Raw genomic sequence first — 16,209 nt, forward strand, 5'->3', positions numbered from 1 at the left:
GATTATTGAGCCAAAAGCCAAAATGAAGCAAATATTTTAGAGAACAGCACTTTCTAATTATCAGCGTATAGGTTAGCATATAAAATCTATTGAGTGTGGTAGTAATATGTCTTTTCAGTCCGAAAATCTATTTGCACAACCCAGAAAAAATCTCAACCGAGATGATTGTTTTTTTTATCACGTTTGTGACATTCCAGATGTCGGTACAGTCGGTGGTCATTGGGATTTAAGGGACACGATAGAAGATTACCTTGGTCATTTTGATTTTTCTGGTCAGTCAGTCTTAGACATTGGCACAGCCAGCGGCTATTTAACATTTGAGATGGAGAAGCGGGGAGCTTCTGTTGTATCTTTCGATGTACTGGATGAAACGGTAACTGAAATTGTACCATTTTGGAACGATCCCCTTAAATCCGAAGCAATATTGGCTGCACAACATAAAGGCTTCGAGCGATTAAAAAACTCCTACTGGTACTGCCACGAGCATTTTGCTTCAAAAGCCAAGGCATACTATGGCAATATATATCACCTTCCAGAGAGCTTAGGAAAATTTGATGCGATTATGATTGGGATGTGCCTTCCTCATATTCGCGATCAACTCGGAGCGCTGGAATCAATAACTAAGCTTGCTAAAAAAACCGTGATAATAACACAGCAGACTTTGAATGACGAAAGACCTATTATGCAGATGATAGCGCAAGATAATAGCGAAAACATGGAAAACTTGCGATTTGCTTGGTGGTTAATGTCAGATGGGTGCATAAAAAACTTTATGGGAATTCTTGGTTTTAAACTCAAAAAAATGTATAAAGCCAAACATAAATGTGTAGCCTATAACCCAGAACGGTATGAGGAATGTACCAGTTTCATTTTTCAGAAATAAATTGATTGTTTAAAGCTGATTTATAAAGTAAATTTTAAAGGCGTAGGGTGGCTTAAAATTGCGTAGCGCCCATCGTCATATAGGGCATTTTCTTAAGTTAATCTTTACTTTATAAATCAATCTCAGGCTTCAAGTTACATTCTTGGAAACCACAGTAGCGAAGATGTCAAGATACTGACGTGCCATTTTATCGCAATCAAAGAACTTCAAGCGCTGATATCCTTTGGATACCAATTCATTCACTAACTCTGTATCAGTGGTAATTTTTGCTAAACACTGTGCTATTTCTTCGGGTTTCTCTGGGTCAAAGTAGAGGACGGCATCACCGCAAACCTCTGGTAAACTACCTGCGGTACTGGAAAGCACTGGCTTGCCGAATCCCATTGCTTCCAAAACGGGAATCCCAAAACCTTCGTAAAGAGAGGGGAAAACCAAGTATTTACAGCCACGCCAGACAGCTTCCAAAGCTTCTTCATTCAAATAGCCAAGAAAATGTACGCGATCGCTAAGGTTCATCTTGGCAACAATCTCACGTAGTTCCTTTTCTTCCCGTTCAAGCGCTCCAGTAAAAACCAAATCTAAATGCTGACCTGGAAATTGTTGCTGATACATCTGGTAGGCTTTTAAGAGCCTACGATGATTTTTATGAGGCCAGTAGTTAGCTGGATAAAAAGCGTAATTACAATTTTTTAGACCCAGTTCCTGCAAATGCTGCTTTCCGGTTTCTTCACGCAACCCAGACCAGCGGTCATAAATAGATATATGCACAACATCTAGTTTTTCGGCTGACACATTCAGCTTTTGAATGAATGATTGGCGACTAAATTCAGATATACAGACAATCTTTTCTGCTACTTTCAAGAGATTGCTGAAAAACTGGTCGCGACGTTCCCTCTCCTCCTTCGTAAAGAATTCTGGATAATCTAGGTGTTGTAGATCATAAACAATTGCAACTGTAGGAACACCATTTTCTGCAAAGTTTGGTGCAGAAAACGGGCAAAATAGCAAATCTATTTTTTGACTTTTTAGAAGTGTTTTTGCGGAAAAAATATTTCCCCACTTTTTTTGAATTTTTTTGACAACTTTAGCCCCAAATCTAGTAAACTTATTTGAGAATACTTGTTCTTCTGTATTAATTGCCTTTCCTAACTGTTTAAGTAGTATACATTTAGTATTTTTATTTTCATATTTAGTTAGCTCCTCATGATTCCAAGGTGCTGTAAGTAGAAAGAACTTATAGTTGGGAGCCAAGGTTTGTAGTCGTTTGAATAAGGTTAACACTAAAACTTTAGAACCTCCATTTTCACCGTTAGAGAGGATAGGAGTCATATCTACAGCAATCCGCAAAACTGACTTGATTTTGCTCATATTTAAGCCCCTAGGTTAGTCACTAGAAGAAATTAATCTAGATGAAATTGTGTTTGCTCCAGCTCAGGCGTCTGTTGGCAACCCAATTACCTTCTTTAGTCGAACTACTATTGTCCGAAGTTTCCATAAATTCCTGTCCTCCATTGCTTGGATGATAGTCTGCGACTGGGTCAGTTCCGTCTGAGTCTGCTGGAGTTGAGACTGTGATAGCACTAATTCCGTCTGAGTCTGCTGGAGTTGAGATTGAGATTGCGCTAATTCCGTTTGAATCTGCTGGAGTTGAGACTGCGATAGCGCCAGTTCCACCTGAGCCTGCTGCAATTGTTCAGACAATTGTTCAATTGCTGTTAAACGGGCGGCGCGGTCAGCTTCGCTTTGCTGCAATTGTTCAGACAATTGTTCGATTAGCGTTAAACGGGCGGCACGGTCGGCGTCGCTTTGTTGCAGATGAGACTGCGATCGCTCTAACTCAGCTTGAGTCTGCTGGAGCCGAGACTGGATTCGCTCCAATTCTACCTGAGTCTGATGTCTTAGATCGTTAGCTTTTGTAAGCGCTTGGTCGCGAACCTCAACTATTCTCCAAAAAGCATCGACTTGTTTTTCAATTTCCATATTTTCATAGCCCAACAACCTATCTGCTTGCTGACAATTTTCATCTAGAGTCGCGGCAATGTAGGACTCAGCTCCTTGGTTACTTTCCATTACAGTTATTTTGCCTATTTGACCGCCTCTAGATGGTTTAGGTAAAGTATTATCTCCCGTACAATAAGTAAATTTACTAAATTCAGTTACAAAAGTATCACTATAGTTGACACCAAGAACATCACACATTCGTTTCAACTCTTTTTCTGGCTCCAGGCAAAAACTTTCATAGTGAAATAATGGATATGTTGAAACTTTCTGCACATAAGCCAGGTAACAATTTCCAAATTCTTTGATTGATAAATTTCGTAAATGTTTGAAAGTGCGTGTCAAGGATTCATAAACATCAGCAGACCGACGTGCTAACATTACAGGATAGATATTAAATCCATATTGCTCTAGATATAGTTCTTGCTCCAGAAGCATACTCGGCGCATAAATATCATCACTTGCTCTATCTAAAAAGTTTATAGTTGTCCAATCACGGATGATTAAGTGGCTGCCCTGCTGTCGCGCCGCCTCTGCTAGTAAGCGGATTTTATCTGCGTATGTTTTCTTGCTGAAATCAGAAAAATTACCAGACGAAACTAATTTAAACCAGTCACGTGCTTGAACTTCAATCGGAACAAGTGAAGCATGAGGATTCACTTCTGAAAGAATAATGTTACCAGATATACATCCTAAGCAGCGATTGATTAATGTGCCACCAGACCGTGCAAAACTGTAAATGACGGGGATTTTTATTTGCCTTAATTTTTTTTCCCGCATGAAATTGAGAATAAATAATGGATTTAAACAAACAATTATTTTAGGTAATTTTTTTATTCTTCCATAACACAATTAAATGATAAAATTTGTGATTCCACACAAAAATCTACATAACCCGATCTTGATGTATCTGATTCTTCTGGCTGCACTCTAAACATTGCTGCATCAACTAGACGATGAATAAAGACTTCGGAGTGATTTAACCTACCCAAAATTCCGGCATTTAAAAAATATACTCCTGGTTGCAGAGAACAGTAAAATCTAAACTTTACTTGGAGTTCTTTGCCTTGATCTATGTATTCTATTGGATTATCTATTGAGTGAGATGCTGCTCCTCCTAATTCAAATCCTTCAATCGTTTTAATTACCATTCCAAACCTAACTCCATGTATTTTTTTTAAAAATTTTACTGAGTAAGTATAAATGTATTCTTTTCTTCTTTTTATAACATTTACTCGCCTACCTTCTATAGTAGTAACATAAGGTTTTTCAATGAGCGCTCCACAAGATACATATGATAAGGTGCTTTTTGGAATAAAGTTCGGATCGTAGGTTTCATGAAAATCATCGACAGCTTTAGTTTGACTTGAATTTAGATATTCTAATTCTTCTTGGCTAGCTTCTAATACAATGTCATTTTTTATAAAATGCCTCCCATTCCGAATTTTCTCTCGAATTTTTTCTGCTTCATCTACAGGCGCATATATCAATTTTTGATAGTTAGAAATTACTTTCTTAGGTGTGGATACTAGTAGATTCTCTCCTTTGTCTATTAAAACTGCTGAGCTACATAAGCCTATAACTGAAGGTGCTGAGTGTGAAACAAAAAGGATTGTTACACCTCTTTCCTGAAGAGCTTGAATACGTCCAAAACACTTTCGCTGAAAAGCTTCATCACCAACTGCTAAAGCCTCATCTACAATGAAAATGTCAGGTTCGACGCTAATAGCAACTGCAAATGCTAGCCTCACAAACATTCCACTGGAATAAGTCTTAACGGGTTGCTCCATAAAATCACTAATATCAGCAAACCCAGCAATTTCATCAAATTTTGCTTCTATATCTTTTCGCTCTAAACCTAGTAGCCGTCCGTTAAAAAATACATTTTGTCTTCCTGTAAATTCAGGGTTAAATCCGCTGCCAAGTTCTAATAAAGCTGAAATCCGTCCATTGACCCTTATCTCTCCCGTAGTCGGTGTTATCGTTTTGACAATAATCTGCAACAACGTACTCTTTCCAGAACCATTGCGCCCCACAATCCCTAGAGCTTGCCCCTTTGGTACTTCCAAGTTAATATCACGCAGTGCCCAAAATTCATCTGCCCTGCTCTTTCCCGGCAACAACAACTCCTTCAGGCGGTCTACAGGTCGCGCATAGCGCTTAAAGCACTTAGAAACATTCTTCAGCGAAATTGCAATCTCACTCATTACGCCACTGCTTCAAACACCACAACTTGCAGACTCAATCACAACCTAGAGTACATCAGCAAACGCCGGACGTAATCTTTTATATAGCGATAACCCTGCAAAAAACACTACCAGAGAAACCATCGCTACAACACTCCACTCTCCCCAGTGTTTTATTTCTCCCACTAGCACCAAATCTCTATAAACCTCTGCGATCGCTGTCATTGGATTCAACCAAAATACCCATCCCCGCCATTTCTCCGGAATAGCTGACGCTGGATAGATAATCGGTGTTACGTAGAACCAGAGATTCAAAATTACTCCCAGCGTCTGAGGAATATCTCGCAAAAACACCGTCAGTCCTGCCACCAAATAACCCAAGCCAGCAGTTAACAACAACTGCGGTAGCCAAATTAGAGGCAACAGTGCCAACGTCGTGTGTAAAGTTCCAGACGACACCGCCACCAACACAATCAACGCCATCAGACCAAGCGAACTTTCAATAAATGCTGATAATATCGGCACCAGCGGTAACAACGCCAGCGGAAACACTACCTTCTTCACCAAGTTTGGCTGTCCCACCACCGAACTCGCTGCTTGGGTAAGCCCACTGGTAAATGCAATCCAGGGAAGCAACCCCGCAAATAGCCATAAACCATAGGTAATATTGTTCGCTGGCAAACCCTTTAAAGTCAGCTTTACCTGCAAGACAATTGAGAAAACATAGGTGTAAATCAGCAACTGCGACAGCTGATTAACTAAAGGCCAAAAATTGCCTAACACCGAACCCTTATATCGCGCTTCCAAATCCCGCCGCACTAGGGTTCTCAACAAATCCAGCTTTGCCCACCACAGGTCATTAACCGGAAGCCAACGCCTCACCCTGCCAGCCTTGCGAACAACTGCTTTCATTGACTTCAACAAATCCCGCTACACTCCCACAACCAAAGCACGAAGCCACTTTTTCCTATGAAGCTGAGTCAAACATTAGAGTTCCCATTGTCGCTTTTTGGCATTTGTTTGCTTTTGTAACAAGTCTAGTCTATTAAGTTAAAGATGATATAGGAAATCTGCCGCAATGCAAGCAGAAGTTTTACGAGTGATTTATGGCAAGAGTAAAGCGTAGCAGTTTAAGGTCATTTTAGTGCTATGGCGACAAAGTATCAGGGCAACGAGTAAGGGTGTAAATACGTTCTGTGGGTATTGACGAGAGGACATCTGAACCAAAAGAAAGCGATGTCCTAAGAGGACGACCTTCGGTTCGCCACCACTCGATCAAACCAATCTCTGAGGTTTTGCCCTAAACTGTGGAATGATTCGGAATGGTTCATTGCATCGGAGCAGTAATGGAGATCGGTCAGAAAGTAAAAGTATACCGCCTCAGAGACAGGGTTTCTCCCGCTGTTGTTAATAAACTGGGGAAAGTCGGCACCATCAAAGGCTACAAAATGACGGATGGTAGTGGCGTTGGGGTCGTCGTGCAATTTGACGACAACTCGACCACTTGGTTTTTTGAAGATGAACTGAAACCCGCACAATAAGAACAGATGGCCCTGATTTTAACGTTTTTGGGCAAAGGCGGCACGGGTCGCACCACAGTCGCGATCGCCGCCGCCAAACAACTGGCAAACAAGGGAGCGCGAGTGCTACTTGCCGGACAAGATCCCGGCCCCACTCTCGGATTGCTCCTGGGGGCGTCCCCTAGCCCCGATCCCCAGGAAATGGCTCAAAATTTACAGGTAGTACAGTTCCAGTCTGCCGTGCTACTCGAACGCAGCTGGGAAGATATCAAAAAACTAGAGGCGCAGTATCTGCGGACGCCTCTGCTCAAAAATGTCTACGGTCAGGAATTGGGCGTATTGCCGGGGATGGACAGCGCCCTGGCTCTCAACGCCATCCGCGAGTACGAAGCCAGTGGCAAGTACGACGTAATAATCTACGACGGCAGCGGCGACCAAACCACCCTGCGGATGCTGGGGATGCCAGAGATACTCAGCTGGTATATTCGCCGGTTCCGAAAAGTGGTAGAAGATTCCGACCTGTGGAGAACAGTTTCGCCTTTCATTCAACCCATCAGCAGCGCTGTTCTCAATGTGTCATGGACTGGGGATAACTTTGCCCAACAGCCCACGAATGAGGTGAACAATCTGCTGGAGCGAGGGAGAGCCGCAGTCGCTGACCCCAACCGCGTTGCCGCCTATTTGGTGACGACGGGTGCGCCAACGGCTGTTGCTACTGCCCAGTATTTTTGGGGCAGTGCCCAACAAGTCGGGCTGACCGTGGGAGGCGTCTTGCTCAACCAAGAGTCGGTCACAGAAGCCATTTCGGCAAACTTTACCCCTCTTGCCGTCAGTTCCCTTCCCAGTTGCCCACCGGCTGACTGGCAACCGCTAATAGACGCCCTCCCGGATTTGCGTCAAGTAGCGGGGCTGCCCAAACCTATCGAGATTGACATTCCAGGTCGTCAGGTACGTCTATTCTTGCCCGGTTTTGATAAAAAGCAGGTAAAACTCACCCAATACGGCCCTGAAGTTACCATCGAAGCGGGAGATCAGCGGCGCAATATCTCGTTACCCCCCCAGTTGAGCGGTCAACCCGTCAAAGGCGCTAAATTTCAAAATAGTTACTTGGCGATTTCGTTCTAATTGGTCATTGAGAATTGGTAATGGGTAATGGGTACTTGATAATGACCATTACCCGTTGACCATTACCCGTTACCTATTACCCATTAGCAAATGACAACCGACAAACAACAAACAACCGATAACAAACCATCTGAGCGCAGTGCGAAAACTCGGCAACTTCTGGGCATGAAAGGTGCCGCTCCTGGCGAGACTTCTATCTGGAAAATTCGCTTGCAGTTGATGAAGCCGATTACCTGGATTCCCTTGATTTGGGGCGTTGTCTGCGGTGCGGCTTCTTCGGGTGAATACACTTGGACGCTGGAAAATGTTCTGAAAGCTGCTACTTGTATGCTGCTGTCGGGACCTATTTTAGTTGGGTATACCCAAACTTTAAATGATTTTTACGATCGCGATATCGACGCGATTAACGAACCGTACCGTCCGATTCCTTCCGGTGCCATTTCTGTTCCCCAAGTGGTGACGCAAATTTTGGTACTGTTATTTGCAGGGTTAGGACTTTCCTACGTTTTAGATAGATGGGCGGGGCATGATTTTCCTACCATCACCTGCATTGCCTTGGGCGGTACTTTTCTGGCTTATATTTACTCTGCGCCACCGCTGAAGCTGAAGAAAAATGGCTGGCTGGGCAATTACGCACTGGGTGCCAGTTACATTGCTCTGCCTTGGTGGACGGGTCACGCGCTGTTTGGGGAGCTAAACGCTACGATTATGCTTCTGACGCTGTTCTACAGTTTGGCGGGGTTGGGAATTGCGGTGGTGAATGACTTCAAGAGTGTTGAAGGCGATCGCCAACTCGGTCTACAATCGCTCCCGGTGATGTTTGGTGTTGGCACGGCTGCCTGGATATGCGTGCTGATGATCGATATCTTTCAAGCTGGAATTGCCGCTTATTTAATTAGCATCCACCAAAACCTTTATGCGGCAATCTTGATATTACTCATCATCCCCCAAATCACTTTTCAGGATATGTATTTTCTCCGCGATCCCCTGAAAAATGATGTGAAATATCAGGCAAGCGCTCAACCTTTTCTAGTTCTAGGAATGCTTGTTGCTGGTTTGGCATTAGGTCATGCCGTTTATTAGTAGGTTATTAGTAGGTTGGGTTGAGTCACGAAACCCAACTTATTAATTAACAAACATTTGTTGGGTTCCACTACAATTATTCTTCACAGTAGGTTGGGTTGAGTCACGAAACCCAACTTATTGATTAACAAACATTTGTTGGGTTTCGCTTCGCTCTACCCAACCTACAATTATTATGAATTGATATTAAAACAAACCCCGGCTTACTCATGCCCTATACTTACATCAAATAATATTTCTTCCCCAGAACCCCAAGATACATCATATATTCCGGCATTAACATAACGGTGAAAGCTAGAATATTCCCAGTCTTTGGGTGCTTTCACTAATCCATGTTTGACTGGATTGTAGTGAATATAGTCAATGTGTTTAGCAAAATCTTCTTCGTCTCGAATTTGATGTTCCCAAAAGCGGCGTTGCCAGATTGATTGCTCTTTTTTACTTTGTCTGGATAGAGAAACTTTTTGATGATACTGTGGTTCGCAGTTGCGGCTAAAATAACTTTTGATTAAACGCCATCGCGTAGAGAAATCGCTATCTCCATCCGGCAAAGTCCAAATACAGTGTAGATGGTCGGGTAAAATAACGCAGGCATCAATTTTAAAAGGATGCGTTTTGATAATCTCTCTAAAAGCATTTCTTAATATGGAGATATTTGAAGGAATACATAAAAATTTTCTTCTATTGTGAGTTACTAATGTAAAAAAGTAGGTGCCGCCTTCTATTTTGGCTCTACGATATTGCATAGCGTTAAGAGGATGGGGTGTTGGGTTTCGTTGCCTCAACCCAACCTACACGATCTGAGTATGAACTAGCGCGTCTTGGTTTTGGTGAACAAGACTCTCAAGTCATCCTCAACAACATTGTTATCTTAAGTTGAATTGTTTTTAGTTGAGGCTGAGGTGTTGGGTTTCGTGACTGTTTATTAGTAGGTTGGGTTGAGTCACGAAACCCAACTTATTGATTAAAAAACATTTGTTTGGTTCCGCTACAATTATTCTTCACAGTAGGTTGGGTTGAACGCACTTGAAGCCCAACAAATACAGCAGTTCCCGCTATTGTGAGGTACGTTCTTAGTCGTGAAAGGTTACAGGAGGTAGCGGGGAGGGGATAAACTGTACTTCATAACAGCAGGAAGCGCTGTATATAGTGTTATGTTGGGTTTCGTACCTCAACCCAACCTACTTTTACGTGTAAGAATTTGTTGGTAAGCTTTGATAGTTGCTCTAGCGATCGCTTGAAACTGGATTCAATTCTCAGATAAACGGTTGACAAATTCCTCCCAGGAATTAACCGTCAGCGCTACCTCCACCAAATCTTCAAGTTGATTTAGGTCAAGTTCTTGCAAGTCTTGCTCTACATCCGGTGGAACCAACCCGAAACGAGTCGTCAGCAGACGCAATAGCTGCCGCAATGCACCTTGTTGTAAACCTTGCTGTTGAGCGGTTTCTAGTTGTTGTTGCGCTGCATCAGCCCTAGCTTGCGCCGCCTGGGCATTAGCTTGCGCCGCATCAGCCCTAGCTTGCGCCGCCTCCTCTGGTAGGGGGACAAGATTGCCTTCCCGATTGTAAAAGCGTAACCATACAGCCGGAACTCGTTCTATCGTCCCCTCCCAAGTTCCCAGCCACAAGCCTAAGCGCTGACACCACAGCCACCCTTGCTCATTTGGTGTCAGGGGCTGATACTGTTGATTAGCATCCAAATGCCATCCCTGTAAAGAATTGGCATCGAATGGGTCGAACACAAAGTAATCTGGCGTGCGGAAAATCTGCTCGTAAATATCCTTCTTTACACTTGTGTCAACCTGTGCTGTGGAAGGTGACATCAGTTCCACAATTACATCAGGATAGCGACCATTTTCCTCCCACACGACCCAACCTTGACGATCGATGCGACCATCCACATTCAACACCACAAAGAAATCAGGTCCCCGAAAGTCCCGATTTCGTGCTTGAGTGCTGCTGTAGTAAATAAACATATTCCCAGCAGCAAAGTAATCATCACAGTCAGCCAATGCAAGTAACATTGACCGAATCAGGACATTCATACCAATACGGTGACGATTACTTTCCAAAGGTTCACCATCATCGAAAATTAAATCAGTAGGTGGCATGGGAGGTTCCCAGTCCACAACTGTTGTATTTTGGGGCATTTCCAAGCTTGTCTCGCCAGAGATCATCCCAACCCCCTACTTGTTTTTACTTATTTATAATAATTTTCTCGTAAGCTTTGATAGTTGCTTGAGCGATCGCTTTCCAACTGTAATTTTTTAAAGCGTACTCTTGGGCATTGATTCCCCGTCGCTGTCGTTCCGAAGCATCAGCCAGCGAATCGCGCAATTGTTCAGTTAAACTATCCACATCACAGGCGCAAACCCAGCCAGCTTCCGCCTGTTGAATTTCCTCCCAGATATAAACTTGGTCAGAAATTACCACCGGGGTGCCGTTACACATCGCCTCTGCTACAGCAATCCCAAAGTTTTCGTAGTAAGAAGGGAGGACAAATAAATCGGCATCTTGTAGCAAAGCAGTTTTCGACTCACCAGTCACAAATCCGGTTATAGTAGTGCGATCGCCTAAACGTGACGCTTGCAATTGTTCTCGAATTTTGTTCTCATAAGCTGGATCTTGCGGATTTCCACCCGCCAGCACAAAGTGAAAATTAGCACCCTCTTCTAAAAGTTTTTCCAGTGCTGGGATCAGTAAATTTAGCCCCTTTTTCGGGTCAATTCGAGACATAAACAGCAGCAAAAGCCGATCCTCCGAAATGCCAAAATGCCTTCTAGCTTGCCCTTTGGGAAGCATCATTGGCTGCTTTACACCCAAAGGAATCACCACATCCGGTGTTGAAGTTCCAAAACGTTCGGAAATCTTAGCTTCTTGAAGGCTCGTGAAGTGAATTCCTGCCGCACCTGCTAAATTGGGACGTTCCAGCAGTGCCGCATAAATCTGCTTGATTCTCTTCTTCTTGCGTAAATCGGCAGGGTCAAGCGTCCCCAAAGGACGCATTAAATAGGGTAAATGCTTATATCTGGCTACAGTCGCCGCCGCAGTGCTTACAGGCGAAAATAAAGCATGGATATGAGCTAAGTCAAATTCAGCCGCGTGTGCAGCCAGCCAACGCAACAAATCCAGGGAAAACTTATAGCGCCGAAACGGGGAACAGGGGAAATAACGCACCTGGTAGCCATTTTGTTCCACCGGACGGTCGAGAGGCACATCTAAAGGCGGCTGACCGACATCTCCGTTGCTATTTGTAGTCAGTACCGTCACCTCCACACCCTCTGCCGCCAGTGCCTCTGATAGCCCCAGAACCATCTGACTAGGGCCACCATAAACTAAAGAAATCGAAGGGACAATTTGTAAAATTTTCATCTTGTTTGTCAGGTATCAGTTGTCAGTTGCTAAGGACTACTGACTCTTGACTAACTGTTTATAAAAATCTAATTGCTGCTTGGCTAATGCAGTATTGGTATATTGCGCGATCGCTCGTTCATAACCCAGCTTACCCAACTTCTGGGCTAAATCTGGTTGTTCCATCAATTGCCCCAGGCAATTTTGCAAAGCTGCTACATCCTTCTCTGGAAAGATTAACCCAGCGTCTCCAATTACGTGCGGAATTTCCCCGGAATCAGAACCAATTACAGGAACTTGGCAAGCCATCGCTTCAATCAGCACATGACCAAACTGTTCCTTCCAACCAGCGGCAGTCAAAGTTTTAAACTTATCAGTCGTTTCCGAAGGTAACACCAGAGTATTCATCAGGTTGATATAGCAGGGAACTGCGTCATGGGGAACGCTTTCCACCAAAATCAATCTATCTTTAATTCCCGCCTCAGCAGCCCGTTCCAGTAGTACCGACTGCAATGGGCCGCGACCGAGTAAAAGCAATTTCCAGGGGCGTGACTGCAAGCCTGTCAACGCTTGCAACAGCGTCAGCAGCCCTTTTTCCTCCACAAACCGCCCCACAAACCCGACCACAAATTCATCCGGTTGAATCCCCAGTTTTGCTGCCAATTCTGGCTGTGGTGTTGGTGAGAACAGTCTTTCATCTACACCCAACTGCGGCATCACCTTGCTAGGGCCGTGGTAGCCGTGCTGCTGTAATATATCCACACCATCTTGATTTCCGGCAATCAGTCCGTGAGTGTGTCGTAGGTTATAAGCTTCTAGTATAGAAACAGGAAATTTTAGTTCGTAGGGCAAGTTCCACCAGGTAAAAAACACATTTTTCGCCTTAAGCCCCAACAGTCGATTGAGCGTAATCAGCTGAGCATAACCTAAAGCTTTTGAACCCTGTTCCACTTGAATAATCTGGGGTCGAAACTGGCGCAACAATGAAATCAGATCAGCCCCAAAGGTGAGCATTCCCTGGTTGTTCTGGCTGAAATTAGAAACTGGCACGATTTGAAAAGAGCCTTCTTGACGCAGCTGAGTTTCAATCGTCTTATTCTGGACACCCCCAGGCTGCCACCGGCGCGGCACGACTACAGTTACTTCAATTCCGGATTCCAGTTGAGCTAACGCCCTTAGTTTCTCGCAGTTGAGGTCAACGATATAAGTGTGACTGGCAACCAAAATCCTCATCGCGCAACTCCTAGTAGCGAAAATATTTTTTTAACGCTCTCGTAGCGCTAAGGTAAGCGCAAAGGTTCGCAGAGAAAATTTTTCTTTGCGTTTACTTTGCGTTCTTTGCGTTTAAATTCCATCTTGACGAGTGTAAATTTGACCGTCTTCCCAACTTGATTGGATAACTGTGCCAAGTGCGTTGAAAAAGCCTAAAGTGTAGGAAGCAAAGCGAGTCAAAACTTTTAAGGGGGAGCCGCTTTTGTTGCATGGAGGATGCCCCAGTACGTGACAGTCAAATAGCTTGGCAAAGAATCGCAGACATTGAGTTGGGGTGAGGTTTTTGAAGCCCAATAGGAAGTGGTTGTGATAGAAGGTGAGTTGGTATTTGAGCGATCGCGTACTAATATCGTGACAGCCGCCAGTTTCTTCTCCCAGGTGAACTAAATCGGCATCGGGGTCATACCAAATTTGATACCCAGTCTGTCGTAACCTCAGACAAAAGTCCGATTCCTCCCGTACTGCACTGCCCCGAAACCGCTCATCAAACCCCAGTCCGTGCTTGGTAAATATTTCTCGCCGGAAAGACATATTGCAGCCTCTGGCAGTGAGAACGCGCTGCGGCTTTACGGTATGCACTAAGTCAATGTGGTACCAGGCAATTCCAGGGTCCATTGCTTCTTTTGGCAAATCCTCAATCGTCAACTTATTGCCGGAATCTTCCAATTTCATCCGGTCAAATACTCGCCCCGCCACCGCACCCACTTCCGGGCGATCTAAATAATTGCGGGCATGAGCCTCTAAATATCCAGGCTTTAGCTGGACATCATCATCGAGAAACAACACAATTTCCCCAACTGCCCGCCGTACCGCATAATTTCGGGCACCCGGTAAACTTGCCCAATCTACGCGAAACCAGCGAATTTTACCGCTGTTTGCCAATTGTTCAAGATACGCTTGAGTTTCTGGCTGGTGCGTGGCGGTTTGATCGACCACCAGCACTTCAAAGGCTGGGTAGTCTTGCTGCAAGACATCTTTGAGCGTGTCTCGCAAAGGTTCTTCACGTCCGTAAGTGGGGATAATTACCGAAATCAAAGGCTTCACGGTTTATTGCTCCGAAATGCAATTGAGTGCTGAGCGATCGCTGCCTTAATTATGTGGCAGGTACCGGGCTTGTTTTGCCGACAGTACGCCTTCCTGATGATTTGCGGCGTCCTTTCTTTTTAGTTTGAGCCTCATTTTCTTCCTCTGCTAATCGCTTCTCCTGTTCCTGCTCGTCTATTACTGGCAATCTAAAAATAACACCGGCAAAAAACCAGTAATAAATTGCCACATCTGTATCCAGTGGGTACCAGTAAGTGTTGTAACTCAGGACTAAAACTAAAACCCAAAAACTGGCACCAAAACTGCGTAAACTCTTATCTTTTACCGAGCGGTAAATCTTGAAAGTAATCGCTGTCAAGCAAGTCACAAAAACTAAGAACGCCAGCGTGCCTAACGGGCCAATTTCGTATAGAACCTTGGGATAGTAAGTTTCAACCAGCGCTGCATCACCAAAAATTCGGGTGGAATTGGTAGCAGTTCCCAAACCGCGTCCCAAAAATCCCCGCTGTTTCTTGACCGCCCAATTAAATTGATCAACGATAAATGCTTGGGGGGGTGAAGCATTCCAGCGGCTGACAAAACTATCGACCCGTTCCTGAATTAAAGCTGGATTGGCGGCAGCGGCGATTCCTATCACCAGACCTAGCCCGACTCCAACGGGGATAAACCGTTTGAGGTTCGCCACTTGACCTGTAAGCACGAGCAGCAGCACGAAGACGACAGGAACCAGCGACAGGGCAATTCTTTGACCGGAGATCACCGCATTAGCAAAGACGAGTGCCATACCTACCAAACCGCCAATCCGCCAGAAAAACGAGGGGTCGCAAAAGGCAGTTGCAAAGGTAAAAAAGGCGTTGGCAATCAGGAACCATGCCCAGTGCCAGGGGGATACAAACGTACCTGGTAAGCGAATCATCCCGACTTCTGGACTGTAAACCAAAGCGCCACCGACAAAACACTTGGCATCCAGGGTTGCCTTAAACAAAGCATCAGCGACCAGTCCTCTGGTTCCAGCACACCTACCGCTGGTCAGCATCCAGTACTGAATAAAGCCAAGGATACAGCAGATGATGGCGAGAACCAGATGCATTCGCGTCAGGAAGAGCAATTCCTTTTTTGTCCGAATCAGGTAGTAGGCACAAAAAGCCAAGGGAATGTACCCCAGAAAAACTTTGAGACCCAAAATCCCCTGCAAAAATGGTTGTCCCGACCTACCTCCCGAAAATTGTAGGAAGCCGTTAACAAACAGTAGCGTAAGCCCAGAAAAGACCAACAGAATGTACAAGCTCGGCTTGATATCTTTGGAAATTAGGATGGGCAGCTTTTTCCGTTGGCAGTCCTTTACCAGGGCAATCACTGCGGGAATATAGATTCCATCTTTAGCCAGCTGGAACACCACATTTCCGCCGCCAATCCAGTAGGTGACGGTGCCATTAATCGGTAGGTAGAGAAGGAACGCCCATAGCGCTGTGCGGGGATATTTGTAGGAAAACCCCAGAGCCGGAATTGCTAAAGAGGCGAAGGCTGCTTTTGGTCCAGCGGCGAGAAACAGGAAGATAGCAAGGACGGCGGCAATCCCCACGCTGGCAAAGGCAAATTGAGTGAATTCTTTTCGCGCCTGCTGCGCCTGGCGCTTTTGGGCTAACTGCTCCTTAAGACTTAGGGTTGGCGTCTCAGGCTGCTGTTTTGAATTTTTGGACTTTTTGGATTTTAGCTTTGATTTCGGCATGGGGGAGCTTGAGCAG

General features: G+C 44.6%; 14 protein-coding genes. 4 read left to right on the plus strand and 10 right to left on the minus strand.

The window, feature by feature from the left end:
- Positions 1-106 precede the first annotated feature (106 nt).
- Complete coding sequence (locus tag ACFW2W_RS22550; RefSeq protein WP_378183580.1) at positions 107-883, plus strand: class I SAM-dependent methyltransferase; 777 nt, start codon at positions 107-109, stop codon at positions 881-883.
- Positions 884-1,012: 129 nt separating this feature from the next.
- On the opposite strand, the gene ACFW2W_RS22555 is transcribed toward ACFW2W_RS22550, so the two are convergent.
- The 4 genes from ACFW2W_RS22555 to ACFW2W_RS22570 all read right to left on the minus strand — a co-directional run bounded on the left by ACFW2W_RS22555 (position 1,013) and on the right by ACFW2W_RS22570 (position 5,979).
- Entirely contained in the window at positions 1,013-2,251 is a 1,239-nt protein-coding gene (locus ACFW2W_RS22555; RefSeq protein ID WP_378183583.1) for a glycosyltransferase family 4 protein, read from the minus strand.
- 63 nt (positions 2,252-2,314) lie between these two features.
- Positions 2,315-3,661, minus strand: a complete 1,347-nt coding sequence (locus ACFW2W_RS22560) for a hypothetical protein (protein WP_378183586.1) — start codon at positions 3,659-3,661, stop codon at positions 2,315-2,317.
- A gap of 53 nt (positions 3,662-3,714) precedes the next feature.
- The gene (locus ACFW2W_RS22565; protein ID WP_378183589.1) at positions 3,715-5,088 is read right to left on the minus strand and encodes an ABC transporter ATP-binding protein; all 1,374 of its coding nucleotides are present in this window, start codon (positions 5,086-5,088) and stop codon (positions 3,715-3,717) included.
- A gap of 45 nt (positions 5,089-5,133) precedes the next feature.
- Positions 5,134-5,979: an ABC transporter permease gene (locus ACFW2W_RS22570; protein ID WP_378183592.1), complete on the minus strand. Its 846-nt coding sequence runs from the start codon at positions 5,977-5,979 to the stop codon at positions 5,134-5,136.
- Between the two features lie 434 nt (positions 5,980-6,413).
- Between ACFW2W_RS22570 and ACFW2W_RS22575 the strand changes: the two genes are divergently transcribed.
- The 3 genes from ACFW2W_RS22575 to chlG all read left to right on the plus strand — a co-directional run bounded on the left by ACFW2W_RS22575 (position 6,414) and on the right by chlG (position 8,795).
- Entirely contained in the window at positions 6,414-6,608 is a 195-nt protein-coding gene (locus ACFW2W_RS22575; RefSeq protein WP_190410406.1) for a DUF2862 domain-containing protein, read from the plus strand.
- A gap of 6 nt (positions 6,609-6,614) precedes the next feature.
- On the plus strand, positions 6,615-7,712 hold the full coding sequence (locus ACFW2W_RS22580) for an ArsA family ATPase (protein WP_378183595.1): 1,098 nt from the start codon (positions 6,615-6,617) through the stop codon (positions 7,710-7,712).
- Between the two features lie 90 nt (positions 7,713-7,802).
- Positions 7,803-8,795, plus strand: coding sequence for a chlorophyll synthase ChlG (gene chlG / locus ACFW2W_RS22585; protein ID WP_378183598.1), 993 nt, complete (start codon positions 7,803-7,805; stop codon positions 8,793-8,795).
- A 203-nt stretch (positions 8,796-8,998) separates the two neighbouring features.
- Here chlG and ACFW2W_RS22590 read toward each other — a convergent pair whose 3' ends face one another.
- From ACFW2W_RS22590 to hpsL, 6 genes are all read right to left on the minus strand, one after another.
- Positions 8,999-9,541, minus strand: coding sequence for a transposase (locus tag ACFW2W_RS22590; protein ID WP_378183601.1), 543 nt, complete (start codon positions 9,539-9,541; stop codon positions 8,999-9,001).
- Between the two features lie 503 nt (positions 9,542-10,044).
- The gene (locus ACFW2W_RS22595; protein WP_378183604.1) at positions 10,045-10,974 is read right to left on the minus strand and encodes a Uma2 family endonuclease; all 930 of its coding nucleotides are present in this window, start codon (positions 10,972-10,974) and stop codon (positions 10,045-10,047) included.
- 19 nt (positions 10,975-10,993) lie between these two features.
- A complete protein-coding gene (gene hpsP, locus ACFW2W_RS22600; RefSeq protein ID WP_378183607.1) occupies positions 10,994-12,169 on the minus strand; it encodes a hormogonium polysaccharide biosynthesis glycosyltransferase HpsP in 1,176 nt (391 codons plus the stop codon).
- Positions 12,170-12,205: 36 nt separating this feature from the next.
- Positions 12,206-13,381: a hormogonium polysaccharide biosynthesis glycosyltransferase HpsO gene (gene hpsO / locus ACFW2W_RS22605; RefSeq protein ID WP_378183610.1), complete on the minus strand. Its 1,176-nt coding sequence runs from the start codon at positions 13,379-13,381 to the stop codon at positions 12,206-12,208.
- 111 nt (positions 13,382-13,492) lie between these two features.
- Complete coding sequence (hpsN, locus tag ACFW2W_RS22610; RefSeq protein WP_378183613.1) at positions 13,493-14,464, minus strand: hormogonium polysaccharide biosynthesis glycosyltransferase HpsN; 972 nt, start codon at positions 14,462-14,464, stop codon at positions 13,493-13,495.
- 49 nt (positions 14,465-14,513) lie between these two features.
- Positions 14,514-16,193, minus strand: coding sequence for a hormogonium polysaccharide biosynthesis protein HpsL (gene hpsL / locus ACFW2W_RS22615; RefSeq protein WP_378183617.1), 1,680 nt, complete (start codon positions 16,191-16,193; stop codon positions 14,514-14,516).
- Between the last annotated feature and the right edge of the window lie 16 nt (positions 16,194-16,209).

The sequence above is a fragment of the Coleofasciculus sp. H7-2 genome (genome assembly GCF_042747725.1).
In the GTDB taxonomy this organism is placed as follows: domain Bacteria; phylum Cyanobacteriota; class Cyanobacteriia; order Cyanobacteriales; family FACHB-T130; genus FACHB-T130.

Coding starts and splice junctions, on each gene's coding strand:
- ACFW2W_RS22570 (WP_378183592.1), bottom strand. CDS start 5,979: ATGAAAGCAGTTGTTCGCAAGGCTGGCAGGGTGAGGCGTTGGCTTCCG.
- hpsL (WP_378183617.1), bottom strand. CDS start 16,193: ATGCCGAAATCAAAGCTAAAATCCAAAAAGTCCAAAAATTCAAAACAG.
- hpsP (WP_378183607.1), bottom strand. CDS start 12,169: ATGAAAATTTTACAAATTGTCCCTTCGATTTCTTTAGTTTATGGTGGC.
- ACFW2W_RS22555 (WP_378183583.1), bottom strand. CDS start 2,251: ATGAGCAAAATCAAGTCAGTTTTGCGGATTGCTGTAGATATGACTCCT.
- ACFW2W_RS22550 (WP_378183580.1), top strand. CDS start 107: ATGTCTTTTCAGTCCGAAAATCTATTTGCACAACCCAGAAAAAATCTC.
- ACFW2W_RS22560 (WP_378183586.1), bottom strand. CDS start 3,661: ATGCGGGAAAAAAAATTAAGGCAAATAAAAATCCCCGTCATTTACAGT.
- ACFW2W_RS22575 (WP_190410406.1), top strand. CDS start 6,414: ATGGAGATCGGTCAGAAAGTAAAAGTATACCGCCTCAGAGACAGGGTT.
- chlG (WP_378183598.1), top strand. CDS start 7,803: ATGACAACCGACAAACAACAAACAACCGATAACAAACCATCTGAGCGC.
- ACFW2W_RS22565 (WP_378183589.1), bottom strand. CDS start 5,088: ATGAGTGAGATTGCAATTTCGCTGAAGAATGTTTCTAAGTGCTTTAAG.
- ACFW2W_RS22595 (WP_378183604.1), bottom strand. CDS start 10,974: ATGATCTCTGGCGAGACAAGCTTGGAAATGCCCCAAAATACAACAGTT.
- hpsO (WP_378183610.1), bottom strand. CDS start 13,381: ATGAGGATTTTGGTTGCCAGTCACACTTATATCGTTGACCTCAACTGC.
- ACFW2W_RS22590 (WP_378183601.1), bottom strand. CDS start 9,541: ATGCAATATCGTAGAGCCAAAATAGAAGGCGGCACCTACTTTTTTACA.
- ACFW2W_RS22580 (WP_378183595.1), top strand. CDS start 6,615: ATGGCCCTGATTTTAACGTTTTTGGGCAAAGGCGGCACGGGTCGCACC.